Origin of the sequence: Flavobacterium psychroterrae (assembly GCF_018380615.1) — a bacterium.
In the GTDB taxonomy this organism is placed as follows: domain Bacteria; phylum Bacteroidota; class Bacteroidia; order Flavobacteriales; family Flavobacteriaceae; genus Flavobacterium; species Flavobacterium psychroterrae.
Map to the genome: position 1 here is coordinate 1 of NZ_JAGYVZ010000048.1, position 14249 is coordinate 14249.

The following is a 14249-nucleotide window of genomic DNA, read 5'->3' on the forward strand; positions in this document are numbered from 1 at the left end:
ATTTATGTAAAGCAATGAAGCTATATTTTCTTATAAACAATTGGCTTTGTATTAGATATAGTCAATTGCTTTACATAATATTTTGCTTTGCATAAACAGCATTATGTAAAGCTTTACATAACTTTGTAACCCTTCCTGTAATTTCCATAACTGTAAAATTTAATAATGATTAAAAATTGATCTACACGGAGAATCAACTCCCCCGCTTACCTTTCCCCTTCTGTCCGCCCCACCTTAAAAAAAATTGTTTTCAAAGAAAAAACGGAAAAAAAGAAAGCAGGAATCAAGTGGCCGTTATACGGATGTGGAGTGCTATAAGTCCCGAAGGGTGGACGAAAGGAACTGAAGTCCATTATGCGCATGCAGCATACGGCGGCCACTATCTTGGCTGCACTTTTAGTCCGTTTCGAATGAAAATCAATAGAAAAATTAAAAGCCGTCTGACGCAATCTCATTAAAAAACATTCCTGATTACAGAAAACCTTACTTTATAAATATTGTTACTCTATACTTTTGACTAAACATTAAAACTTATAATTATGGGAACAACAATTGGAGCAATTCTGATATCGGAATAATGAAGACAGAGAAATAAATTAAAACATATAAAAAAATGTTTAATCACAATTTTAGTGATGCTGTGACTTCAGGCTTCTTAAAGTATTCAAGATAATCCCAGCAGTGGCCACGAAAAATGGAACAGCGATTATATTCATTAATAGGAGCATTAATGTTTAAAAGTCCAGATAACTTAAGTTCATAAATAACACTTTAAAACGTTCAATATATTGCACTTTCCAAAAGACTTTTTCATTATATTTGAATTATAATTCTTGTGCATAATAGTAAACAAAATTAAGAATCATGAACGTAGTTAAAGTAGGTCAAATTGTAAAATTTCATACACCACTGGCAGATGAAAATCCAAACCAATTATACGTGGTTTTAGAAGTTATTGAAGACGGGGAAAGATCCAGAGCCGAAATTCAGGCACTAAACACGGGACTGTCTTTTCCACCGGTAAATAAAGTGAGATTAAATGAATTAGAAGTCGTTGAAGTAGAGACAAACGATCTTATAGGACATAAAGTAACTGTACTTAAATCTGATTCCTCACAAGTTCAAGGAAGGGTAATAAAGGCCAGCGAATCAACTGCAGAATTAAATATGTCAAGCAGTGAAAAAGGGATAGAAACTAATATCTGGTTAACAGTTGCTGATGACAATGGTATTGAACATCTGGGAACTTTATTGATTAATCAGGCTTAAATCATAATTGCAAAATAATAATCATGAACAAAATTATTAGTGAAGAAGAGAAATTAAAACATCCATACTACAAACTTATGGAACTTCGTGGTGAGGTCTTGGAAACAGAGTTAAATACATGGAATAGATTAGATCTAATAGAATGGCTAAGCTGGAATGATAGAAATGGTGTGTATAAAGATGAAGAATCAATGCAGGAATTTGGCAATATACTCAGTAAAGAAGAAGCAATTGAAATCATCTCACGACAAATTACTGAAGCGTAGTAAATGAGTACTCAAAGTGTAAAACAACCAGATAATGAATTAAATAATCATCTCTATGATAGTCGTTTAAGAATTGGAGACACTATTCGCGAAATTCGTGAAAAAAAAGGATATAGCCAGGAACATCTGGCCGTTATCATGAAAGTAAGCAGAACTACAATTTCTAAAATAGAAAATGGAAAATTTAACTTTAGCATAGATTATCTTTCTAAATTCTCATGGTTTCTGGATTTTAATATATCTATACTTAACAATAAAAAATAATGACTATTTCTTTTACTTAGATTATTCCTGAGTTGAAAAATTAAATTACAAAAAATTCATTTACAAGGTATCCTGAGAATAATATATTTATCAGGACCTCATTACTTTAAATTCCACTTTTTTAGTGGCCCATTTTATGATACACAATAAAATTCCTATAATTGACTTATTTGCGGGACCAGGGGGCCTGGGAGAAGGTTTCTCTTCTGTACTTGACAATGATCAAAGGATTTTTGATATTAAACTCTCAATAGAAAAGGATGAAAATGCACATAAAACCTTAGAATTAAGAGGCTTTTTCAGGAAATTCGCAAAAGGAAAAGTACCTCCTGAGTACTATGAGATTCTTCAGGAAAAAAATCTCGACAAAAGAGAACAATTAATTTCAGCTTTGTATGAAAAATATCCGACGGAAGCATTGGAGGCAAAAAAAGAGGCTTGGCTGGCTGAATTAGGAAGTGAAAATTATCCATCGGAAAAAATTGATAATAGGATCAAAGAATCTTTAAACGGACAAAAAAACTGGTTATTGATTGGTGGTCCCCCCTGTCAGGCATTTTCTTTAGTTGGCAGATCCAGAGTTGGAGGAATAGATGATGAAGATCATAGAGTTTATCTTTATAAAGAATATCTGCGGATTATTGCAGTTCATCATCCTACAGTGTTTGTGATGGAGAATGTCAAAGGGCTTTTATCCGCTAATCTTAATGGAGAAAAAGTATTTGACTGGATTTTAAATGACTTAAGAAACCCTTCGTCGGTATTTAAAGAGACCAATGCTCCTAAATATAAAATTTATTCACTATCCACTGAACCGAAAAGTGTTGATGCCTTTGGAAATCCTACGTATAAAGATGATCGGGATTTTTTAATTCAATCAGAAAAATTCAGAATACCTCAAAAAAGGCATCGGGTTATATTGCTTGGAATCAGAGAGGATGTTGATGTATTACCAGGAACACTTACTCAGGGTTTAAAGGAAACCGATCTGAAAAGTGTTATAGGTGATTTACCAAAAGTAAGAAGTGGTTTAGGAAGATCTATCGTTTCAAGTGAAACCGTAAACGGAGCAAAAAAAAGAATCTATAAAAATGAAATCGATTCAGATCTGAATTGGGAACAGAAAATAAACTCCATGAAAGAGGAAATACTTTCATGGAAAGAATTTAAAACCAAATTACCAATTGAAAAAGTAAAAGCCTCTTCATTTAGTACAGGCTCTGAATATATCGAATGCAAAACACCTGACATATCCAATCCATTATTCAACTGGTACTATGATAAAAATCTGAATGGCGTCTGCAATCATGAAACCAGATCTCATTTAATGGAAGATTTAAAGCGATATCTTTTTGCCGCTATTTATGCTGAAAAATTTAAACGATTTCCCAGACTAACCGATTATGAAACGTATGGTGCAGAATTGATGCCGGATCATGTTAATGCGTTGAGTGGAAAATTTGCAGATAGATTCAGGGTTCAGATGCCAGATTGTGCAGCTACAACAGTAACGAGTCATATCTCAAAAGATGGACATTATTTTATTCATTACGATATGGATCAATGCAGAAGTCTTACTGTAAGAGAAGCAGCAAGGATACAGACATTTCCGGATAATTATTTATTCTGTGGTTCACGAACAGCTCAATATCATCAGGTTGGGAACGCAGTTCCCCCTTACCTGGCTTTTCAGATATCAGAAATAGTGTATGATATTTTTAAAAAAAATAATGATTTAAAATCTGAAATCAAGATTCAAAAAAAAGCAGTCAGTTATATTAAATAAAACATCAACTTACTATATTAACAGACCACACTCTATGACAGACCCATTAAATATAATAAGTGAAGATGCTTCACCAAATCCTGAGTACTTAATTAAATCAATAGCGGAACAGGGATACAGTCTTGAAACTTCACTTGCGGATCTAATGGATAATTCTATTTCTGCAAATGCCAACATGATTGAAGTATTGATCGATGTCGAAACTGAACCTTTTCGATTATTTTTAGCTGATAATGGTGATGGAATGAGCGAACAAGCACTTATTAAAAATATGCAGTTTCCCAGTACTTCGCCGGAAAACAAAAGAGACGATGAAGATCTGGGTCGATTTGGATTAGGAATGAAAACTGCTTCCTTTTCCCAAACAAGAAATTTTACGGTACTCTCAAAACTTAAAGGCGAAAAAACATACAGAGGCCGAACATGGGATGTTGACTTTTTGAAAGAACATGGATGGAAAATTATTGTTAATTCACAAGAGGAAATTAATAGTCTGATTTTGCAGTACAACCAGCTATCAAATGAATATTTAAATAATTTTGAAGATTTTGAAGCAAATACTATAGTAATATGGCACGGGCTGTACAAATTTGAGAAATATCTCGAAGAGAAAAATAGAAATACTGCGATTAAAAAAGAGATTAACGAAGTAACTGCAGATTATCTTGCTCTTGTATTCCACCGATTTATGGAAAAACCAGTAAATCCTCTTAAAATCAGAATTAATAATTCACAGGTAACCGGATTTAATCCATTTCCTATTGAAGAAAAAGATTTCAGACAAATCGAACCTAAACAAAGTCAGTTTAAATCCGATGTGATAAAAATTGAAGGGTATGTTCTGCCCTCACGCAGTATCGAAGAAAGCAGACAGGGATTGTCTAAATGGACAACAAGGTATAGAGGTTTAATGGACATGGAGGGATTATATATTTACAGAGCTGATCGAATTATACTTTTCGGAGGATGGAATGGACTTATAAAAAAGGCCCCCAGGCTGCAGCTTGCAAGGCTGAGGGTTGAAGTAGGAAATAAAGTTGATCATCTTTTGCATTTAAATGTCGCTAAATCTCAAATCTCTGTTCCACATGAACTGCGGGCAGCATTTGAAAAATACATCGATGAATTAAAAGGAGAAGCTGAAAGAGAATTCTACAATAGAGGTATCAGAAAATTCTCGGGTGCCAAATCACAAAACAACAGCCAGTTATTTGAGAGAAGCTCATCCGATAAAGGATCAATTCTTGAGATAAATAATAATTTTCCGCTCTTGAAAATATTGACAAAAACTTTAGATAAAGATCAGAACTTAAAGCTTAATTTAATATTAAGAATGATCAATACCCGTGTAAACAGTATCAGAAAGGTCCACGAAGAAAAAGAATTTTTAAATATTGAATCAAAAGACGGCATAAGTACGGAGGAAATCAGAATAAATATTCTTGAATTATTGGAGAATGGAGTCTCATCAGAAATGATCAGGGAAGATATACTGCCGCATCTAGGCTTCAAATTTTCTTCCCTTCCAGAAGAAATTAAATTGTTAATTAAATAATTAAGCACCATAATGAATTATATAGATTTATTTAAAAACAGAATTAAGCAGGAAGTTTCAAAAACATCTGGAGACAAAAATTTTGTGGACCAATTATTTAAGAGTCTTAAAGATGATATTACAAATGCCGGCTCTCTTATAGGATTACCTCCTGTAGATGAAATTACTCTTAACAGTTACTTTGAAACTGCTAAGAAAGAATATCTATCAGTAAACCCTATTGATCCAGGTATAAGTCATTCACTGCAGAAAAAAGGATTAAAATCCTGGCTGAAGAATGAAAGAGAAGCCGATTTAAGCTGGGACTATTCAGAAAGATATTTTAAATATCTGTTAAAAACAGGAAGGTCTCAAAAAGTAGTTGATGAAACCAGAAAATCCAGCCTATCTATTTTAAAGAAAATGGCTGATCCTAAATCTAAAAATGCAGTCTATAGAAAAGGACTTGTTGTAGGTGCGGTTCAGTCTGGAAAAACGGGTAACTTTAATGCTGTTATAAACAGAGCGATCGATTCGGGATATGTTATTATTATTGTATTATCAGGTATCATGGAAGACCTGAGAAGTCAGACACAAAAGAGAATTGAATCTGATGTTATTGGAGAAGGCGCCGATGACTCTTCACAAAATTCAGGAAAAAAAGGTGTCGGCGAAATCAGAAGATTTGGCCAATTGGGAGGGTCTGATATCATTCAGGTCAAATCAATAACCTCGGAGCAAAAAGATTTTGGCAAAACAACCAAAGAGCTGGACTTTACTCTTAATGATAAATATGTTCTGGTCTCAAAAAAAAATGTCAGTGTCCTTAGGAATCTAATAGTATGGCTTCATGATTCACTTGATGAAAATAAAGAAAAGCACAACATTCCCCTCCTGATTTTAGATGATGAAGCCGATAATGCATCATTAAATAATCTTGGTTTTAAAGGAAGAGAGTACGCAAGTAAAACTAATGCTCAGATTCGTGCTTTGTTAGGTATGTTTAATATAAAAACATATTTAGGCTATACCGCTACACCATTTGCAAACGTACTTCAGGATCGAAACGAAATTCCTGTTGAAAAATATAAAGAAAAATACAAATTTAAGGGAGAAACAGTCGAAAAGGAATTAGCCTTAGAAGACAATATTTTTCCGGATGATTTCATTGAACTGCTGGAACCGCCTTCAAACTATTTAGGGGCCAAACAAATCTTTGAAACTGTAGCTTCAATTGAAAACAGAACTGATGAAAATGACAAAATTCCACTTGTTGCTCCTCCTGTCAATGATTATGTAGAGAATTTTCCCTCGAGAATTTATGTAAATGAGGATGGTGAAATTACCGGAGTTAAAAATATAAGTGAAGAAGAATGGCATGAAAAATATGAAAAAAGCGGTTATTTAGATTTTTTTACTCATTCGGACTATAAAAAAGGTACACGGGCAGCAAAAAAAGAAGATGATTTTCCGAAACATTTACCAGAATCATTAAAAGATGCCGTTAAATGCTTTATTCTTTCTTTAGCAATCCGGGAAAGTCGGATACCTCATATGGAAAAGTCAGAATTGTATCAGCGTCATAACACTATGCTGATTCATATTTCGCGATTTACATCTTGGCAGAATACTACTAAAAAATTAATAACTGAATATGTTGAAGAATTAACATCCAGAATTAATAATGATAAGCCTTCCAGTACTGATTCCATATATTTTGAACTAGAAAATGTATGGTATACGTACTACGCCCATATCGTTGAAAACATAAAAGATTATCTGCCGACAGGATATGAAGATGAATTTATGATTCCTATCGTTTTTGATTCAATAAAAAAAATCCTGCCATCCGCCGTTAAAGGCATCGAAGTTAAAGCCATAAATAGTTTCACCAAAGAAAAATTAGAATATCCAAAAAATACGCCTAAGAAAATAATAGCCGTTGGAGGGAATAGATTGTCAAGGGGATTTACCTTGGAAGGTCTGACTATTAACTATTTTATAAGAACAACAAACTACTCGGACGCTCTGCTTCAGATGGGAAGGTGGTTTGGCTACAGACCTGGCTATTTAGATTGCTGTAAAATTTTCACAACTCAGGAATCACTAAATAAATTCAATTCCACAACTAAATGTATAGAGGAACTGGAAGCTGAATTTATCAAAATGGAAGAAAAAGACAAAGAGCCCCGCAACTTTGTTTTGAGAGTTAAAACACATCCCGGTACTTTGCAGATTACCCGTCCTTCAATTCTAAGAAATGCAAAAGAGGTAAAATGGTCTTATGCAGATCAAATAGAAATGACGACAAGATTTAATGTAAAAAAGGAACATATTGAAAATACCTGGGCTAATTTTAAATCGAATATAGCTCCCAGATTTGTCACTAAAAAAGACGGTCTGCCGACATTCTCAGCTACAGGGTCTGAAATTATAGAAATACTTGCAAAACAGCCGAATAATTTCCATGCCGATACTGTAACACAAATATCAAAATTCATTGAATTATGCAATGAAAAGAATTTATTAAATGACTGGACAGTAGCACTGAAAATAACAAGTAATTCCAAAAAACCTTTACCTGCGGACCAGCTTAATTTAAATCCGGAATTAGCGTCAGAAATCAGATTAGCGGAAAGATCTGGACCAACTACAAACAGTGCAGATGTAAATGCTTTTTTACATGACGGAATTTATAAGGCAAGTGGAAAAAGTGCTAATATTATTTCTGCCAATACTGATTTAGCTATTCTTCTAAGCGAGCATGAAAAACGGCAGGCAAATGAAACCTTTTACTTTTATAAAGCTAAAGAACTGCAGAAAAAAGACAAAACACTTTCTGATAAGGATGCCTTAGATATCGCTAAAGAATCAAAAACAATTCCGGAAAGATATTACAGAGAAAAGCTGTCTGAAAGTCAGGGTCTGCTGATTATTTATTTATTTGACTCCCACTATGTTTTTAACCAGGCTCAACAGAATCCTAAAGTGTTGAATGTAAAAGAAGATTTTAAAAATTATATTGACACTAATAATATTGATTTAGAAATTCCTCTGGTGGGATATGTATTAGGTTTTCCTCCTATCAAAGATGCGCCAGGAGGTATTTATATGGAAGGGGATTATGATCTTGATATAGATGAAGAAGATGAGGAAGACAGTATTGGTGATGATGCCGAAATATTATCTGATGAAAATAATTAGCATATGGAAATCGATACTTTAGTTGTAAAGTGGCAAAATTTTGAAAATTTTGAATTAAACAAAGGCTATAAAGCTTTAAGGATCTCCAGTGAGTGTATTCCTGATCTTTACATTGCAACTGATGGTGACGGATTCCGATGCCTAATACTTTATTTACCACACAATATTGATATTAAATTAAAGAACAACGACAAAGAGAAACTAACACTCTCTTACTTACCAGTTGAAAAGATAATCCTGATTAAGTTAAATGATCCTGATTTTATTGACTTATTTAATGATTTAATCCTTTCTCTGTATTTTAAAATTAAAGATTTTACTGATCCTGATTATTATGCCAAAGAGCTGATTTATTCTTTTTATAAGTGGGCTGACTTCTTTGATGATAAATTTAAATCAAGATTAAGTAATGAAGAAATTAAGGGCCTTTTTGGAGAACTTTTTGTTCTGAATGAGTTTCTTAAACAGAGCGATTCTAAAACTGTAGATACTATTTTAGAATCCTGGAAAGGTCCTTATAATACAACCAATGATTTTATATTTGATGATAAAAATATAGAAGTAAAAACAAAGGATGACTCAAAACAGTTTATAAAAATTTCAAGTGAATATCAGTTAGAGAAAGAGTTTGATAAAGGATTAGAATTATTAGTTGTTTCACTAAACATCGATATGATCAAAGGAGTTTCTATTTATGATTTAATTAAGCAGGCAACAATTTATATTAGAAAAAATCTGGGCGACCTGACCATATTATATCACACATTAGCGCAAATTGGACTTACTATAGAATCTGTAACTGAATATAATAATTATAGGTTTGTAGTCTCTAAAACAATTTTATACGATTGCGGGCGGGCAAATTTCCCTAAGTTATCAGTTTCAAATATACCAGAAGAAATAACTAAACTCAATTATAATTTACGGACTGCCACATTAGATAATTATATGCTGGAAGAAAAAACATATTAAGATGATTATAGAAGAATATTTTAATTATAGAAGTGAATTACTGGATCAATCCAAAGATGATGATGGTCAGCTTTCTGAATCACTATTATTATCTCAGGTACTGCCATCCATGCTTGATGCAAAGCTTATAGACTCAGAAGATTATAATAGTTCTTACTTTAAATTAACTGATAAGATGAAAATTAACGCATACTGCGTTAATGAATCAGGTGAAAGACTGCAATTGTTTTTAGTAGATGAATCATCAATTGATTTAACTGCTAAAAAGAAAGATTTGCAAATTTCTACAAAGGCCAGTTATGACGCGCAATTTAAAAGAGGAACTACTTTTATTAATAATGCTATCAAAGGACATCTAAACGACGAAATTCAGGATTCCAGTCCAGCCAGAGCTCTGATCTCTCAGATCTCATCATCTAATGGTGCTGATCAATTTGATGTAATTGAAATCTTTTTAATTTCCGCAACTGCAACTGTTTCATTACAGGGTTCTAAACCTCAGCCTAAAAGACTTGAGTTTGAAAATGAAGGTATCACAATTGGTTACAGTAAAAATAAAGAACAAAAGAGTAAGACCTTCTTAATCAAAAAAAGATTAATTGATTTAAATTTTTTATATAATATAATAATATCCCAAGGTAACAGGGAAGCTTTAAAAGTCGACTTTGAAGAAATGTTTGGTTATTCACTACAAGCTATTAAAGCAGCAGATGAAAATAATTTCGAATCCTATTTATGTGCACTACCCGCGACCATTATAGCCGGACTTTATAAAGAATTTAGTGGAAGATTACTGGAAAAAAATGTCAGATCATTTCTACAATTAACAAATAGCACCAATAAAGGTATACGCGAAACTATCAGATTAGCACCTGAAAAATTTGTAGCATATAATAATGGACTAACGATAACAGCAACAAGCGCAGAAATTGTTGAAGAGCTGGGATACAATAAAATTAAATCATTAACAAATTTTCAAATTGTTAACGGCGGACAAACCACTGCAACAATATATTTTTCTCAAAAAGATGGTTATAATATTGAAAAAGTCAAAGTAATGGCTAAAATCAATGTAGCTAAACAAACTTCAGAAGAAGACCTTGAAGAGCTGATTTCAAACATTAGTAAATACTCTAACGCTCAGAGCAGGGTCTCTCCTGTTGATTTGCGTTCCCGAAATTCTCAACTGGTAAAAATTAAAGCTTTAAGCGAAAGTATTGTAACACCTTCTGGATTAAAGTGGTTTTTTGAAAGGGCAAAAGGCGAGTATAATACCATGCTTAGAATTGCCGGTTCCAATAAAGCCAGGTATAAAAAGGATTTTCCTAATGAAAGACGATTTTCAAAAGAACAGTTAGCAAAATATTACAGCGCCTGGGGAGACAAACCCTATATGGTAAAGAAAGGTGGTGAAAAAGTTTTTAGATATTTTATCGAAGAAATAAGCGGTGAAGGAACCTCTAAAAAAGTGGTAGATATCAACCGGATTTTCTATGAAGAATTAATTTCAAAAATCATAATCTTTAAAAAATTAGAATCACTGTATGGTCAGGGGAAAAATTCTATGGGACAATTACGCTCCGCAGTAGTTCCCTACTCTATCTCGGTTTTATATAATTTCACTGATGGTAATAAAAAGGGACTACCTTTTGATTTACTCAAAATCTGGATGAATGAAAATTTCGAAGATGATATAACTGCATTTTTTAATGATCTATTATTGTTAATGAATGATTTGATAAAAAAATATTCCAAGAGTGAAGATTTTGGTGAATACTCTAAAAAAATAGAACTTTGGCAGTCAATCATTAACAGTGATGAAGTCCATAATTTTATAACCAGTGATACTGCTGTCAAAATTCTTGAAAAATACTCAAAGTCAAAAAAACAAATAGATAAAAAAGCAAAATCTGTAAAAGAAGTTGATTTTCAACCACTCAATAATTACATTAAAATACACTCAAAAACTGCCGAATTTTATAAAAAAATTAATTCTTTACTGTGGGATGTACTAACTGATAACGAAAGAAATAAACTTTCAAATATTGCCGCCTTAATACAGCAAAGAGATAACTTAACCCCAGATCTGGTTACTTTTGAGGATAATATAATAACGCAAATCAGAATTAATCAACCCGAAATATTTGATATAATTCAGTACCAGAATAATGCAGTATTAGAAGAAACATTTAATTATATTGTAAAAAAATATAACTCAGCAATAGACAAATCTGAAAACATTATAACTGTATTTGAAAAAACAGGTGTTATTGCTAAGCATAAAGGAATAAAATATGATTCCGTTTTTAGCGAAATAGGAAAAACATTAAATGATGGGTTTTCGCCAACTACAAAACAAATATATTATGCATCTTATTATGTTGCAACCTTACCTATTGAAGTTGCTGAGTAGAAAAAAAGAATGAACTGTAGTCCAATATCTCTTAGCTAAAAAGTCTGAAAACTTCGTAAACAGCAATTCTTTGTCAGATTATAATTGATATTGTTGTTAAAGCAAATACTAATAGATTATAACAGAAATCAAAAATATAAACTATATTAAAATAAATATGATGATCTGCAAAAACTAATAATGTATGGACGTTCATAATTCGGAACAAAGATCAAAAAATATGCGTGCCATTAAAGCTTCTGGAACAAAACCCGAACTGTTAATGGCAAAAGCACTATGGTCGAAAGGTTACAGATATCGAAAAAATAATAAAGCCGTCTGACACAATCTCATTAAAAAACATTCCGGACTACGGAAAACCTTACTTTATAAATACCGTCAAACTATACTTTTGACTAAACTTTAAAACTTATAATTATGGGAACAACAATTGGAACAATTCTGATATCGTATGATGTAGATAGACTAAATCCGGAAGTAAAAGCGGGCTTAATCAAATTGGGTTATAGTGATCGTTGGAATTATGTAAATGACAACAAAATTTATTTACTACCCAACACCACTTTATGGCATTCCAGCAAATCATCTGATCAGGGACTTGTAGACATGCAGAGCGTCTGCAGAAGTTTAGGAGCTAAGCTTGAAAAAGCTGTCTCTGTAAAAGCTACTGATTTTGTTGGAATTTAATCAAAGCCACTCTTAGGAGTGGTTTTCTTGTTGCGGCTTTAACCATAAAGATACTATCCTTAACTCCAAAATAAAAAGTCAAAGGGTTGTAAAACTACTGAAATTCAAACTCATTGATGTACTAAAAACATTCAACAAATAAAAGTCCGTTTGATTATTTATGAAGTAAATATCCTATTTTTGAAAATAAATAAACACTGAAATTTGTCACACATATCTACCCAATTTAGGATAGATAAGTCGGATATCGTCAGACATATATACAAGTTGGTGACAATCTTAAACGACAAACTGCTAAAAATTAACATTAAAAAAAATACTGAATTTAAAATGTTAATATGAATTGCGAAGAAGTAAAAAAAAACAGAAACTGAAAAGTTAACCAAAATTCAAATGCATCAAAATGAAATACAAACATTACTATCTTCTTTTTTTTAAATCAATAATTTTTTTCGCGTTTTTATGGTTGATTATTATTGAAAGACAACATTTATTTGATGATTATGTCAGGCTTGCTGATTTACATACTGCTCAATTAATACAGAAAAACAAAACTCAAGAAAACACTCAATTATTGAATAATTTCACTAAAATAGACAAAGAGAATTTTTCAAATAGTCTCAATAATTTAATTATGAGTTCGGCGATGACTATTTTTATTATTTTTATGTTTATAAGAGGATTAAAAAGGAAGAATAAAAATACTGAAACTTAAAAGTTGGAATTTGACAGAAGAAACTGAAAAAATTAAAACTTAATAAAAGAATGGCACCAACAGGTAGAGTTTCGTTGCGTGCGTAGCACGAACAATGAAACTCTACCTGTTATGTGGCGTAATGGTATGTTCAACGTTTTTCCATTCCAATTTTCGATACAGTTTAGTTAAATTTTGATGCAGTTGTATATTTTTTAATCTCCTTATCAATATATTTTTGAAGGTTATCTATGTTTTGCGAATAGATATAGAAGGACTCGTAAAAGTCTTCAAAGTTTTCATTTCCAATAGTAGTTTGATTAAATAATCTCATTTGCTGGAATAAAGTATTGTTATTAATTTTATCTAGTATATTAATGAGTTCAACTTCTAAAAGGAATGATTGCAAAAAAATCCTCTCAATCTCTGTTCTTGTAGTTTCTGCAACAATATATAAATGTTTTAACCAACTAACTTTCCCAGTATTTATATATAATTTTCCATTGTATATTGAGTTTGGGTTAACATTTTTTAAATTATTTTTTAAATTTTCTTTATCTGAAAAATTTATTTGTTCTTCATTATTTAATTTACTTATTTGGCTATAAACACTATTATGTTCTAATATGATTGAAGTTAATTTGTTATTTAAAATCACATAGAACTTTCTTTTTTCATCTTGTCTTTTAAAATGTACAACTAAATAATAAAAGATTAATGCAGAGATATACGAATAAGATAATTTTAAAATAATGTTTGCAATTACGTTAAGTTTAGGTAAAAGCTCGTTATAGCTGAACCCAATAAATTCAATGAATAAAATTGATAAAATAGCGATGTATAATAAATTTTTTAATTCTGTTCTCAAAAATTTATAGTTTTCAAAATAATGTTTCATCGGTGTCTTAATTGATTGAATTATCTCGTTTTACGAAATTATGCCACATAACTTGTATATATGTCTGACGACATCAGACATAGCACTCCTAAATTGGGTAGATATATCTGATAAATGTCAGTATTATTTGTTTTCAAATCATTGTTGTCCGATAAAAAAAGAAGCCAAAAAGATGGCTTCTTTAAATGAATCGTAAATTTGTGTTTCGACATACAAAATACGATGAGTAAAAGTAATTATTTTTCTAGTAAATCTGTTTTCG

The 14249-nt window shown here is 31.7% G+C and carries 12 protein-coding genes; 11 read left to right on the forward strand and 1 reads right to left on the reverse strand.

Translation table 11 applies throughout. The features are described 5' to 3' along the window. Positions 1–864 precede the first annotated feature (864 nt). The 11 genes from KHA90_RS24340 (at position 865) to KHA90_RS24390 (ending at position 13110) form a co-directional block, all read left to right on the forward strand. Positions 865–1269, forward strand: a complete 405-nt coding sequence (locus tag KHA90_RS24340; RefSeq protein WP_213307991.1) for a hypothetical protein — start codon at positions 865–867, stop codon at positions 1267–1269. Between the two features lie 23 nt (positions 1270–1292). Next, a complete protein-coding gene (locus KHA90_RS24345; protein ID WP_213307993.1) occupies positions 1293–1535 on the forward strand; it encodes a hypothetical protein in 243 nt (80 codons plus the stop codon). Positions 1536–1538: 3 nt separating this feature from the next. Then, on the forward strand, positions 1539–1799 hold the full coding sequence (locus KHA90_RS24350) for a helix-turn-helix domain-containing protein (protein ID WP_213307995.1): 261 nt from the start codon (positions 1539–1541) through the stop codon (positions 1797–1799). Between the two features lie 136 nt (positions 1800–1935). Further along, complete coding sequence (locus KHA90_RS24355) at positions 1936–3585, forward strand: DNA cytosine methyltransferase (protein WP_213307997.1); 1650 nt, start codon at positions 1936–1938, stop codon at positions 3583–3585. A 34-nt stretch (positions 3586–3619) separates the two neighbouring features. Then, on the forward strand, positions 3620–5140 hold the full coding sequence (locus KHA90_RS24360) for an ATP-binding protein (RefSeq protein ID WP_213307998.1): 1521 nt from the start codon (positions 3620–3622) through the stop codon (positions 5138–5140). 12 nt (positions 5141–5152) lie between these two features. Beyond that, a complete protein-coding gene (locus tag KHA90_RS24365; protein ID WP_213308001.1) occupies positions 5153–8323 on the forward strand; it encodes a Z1 domain-containing protein in 3171 nt (1056 codons plus the stop codon). 3 nt (positions 8324–8326) lie between these two features. Continuing rightward, a complete protein-coding gene (locus KHA90_RS24370; RefSeq protein WP_213308003.1) occupies positions 8327–9295 on the forward strand; it encodes a PD-(D/E)XK motif protein in 969 nt (322 codons plus the stop codon). Between the two features lies 1 nt (position 9296). Further along, entirely contained in the window at positions 9297–11708 is a 2412-nt protein-coding gene (locus KHA90_RS24375; protein WP_213308005.1) for an AIPR family protein, read from the forward strand. Between the two features lie 184 nt (positions 11709–11892). Next, positions 11893–12030, forward strand: a complete 138-nt coding sequence (locus tag KHA90_RS24380; RefSeq protein WP_213308007.1) for a PDDEXK family nuclease — start codon at positions 11893–11895, stop codon at positions 12028–12030. A 95-nt stretch (positions 12031–12125) separates the two neighbouring features. Then, entirely contained in the window at positions 12126–12395 is a 270-nt protein-coding gene (locus KHA90_RS24385) for a hypothetical protein (protein ID WP_213308009.1), read from the forward strand. A gap of 403 nt (positions 12396–12798) precedes the next feature. Then, a complete protein-coding gene (locus KHA90_RS24390; protein ID WP_213308011.1) occupies positions 12799–13110 on the forward strand; it encodes a hypothetical protein in 312 nt (103 codons plus the stop codon). A gap of 163 nt (positions 13111–13273) precedes the next feature. Here the strand turns inward: KHA90_RS24390 and KHA90_RS24395 are convergent, their stop codons facing one another. Beyond that, a complete protein-coding gene (locus KHA90_RS24395; RefSeq protein ID WP_213308013.1) occupies positions 13274–13957 on the reverse strand; it encodes a hypothetical protein in 684 nt (227 codons plus the stop codon). Positions 13958–14249: the final 292 nt, after the last annotated feature.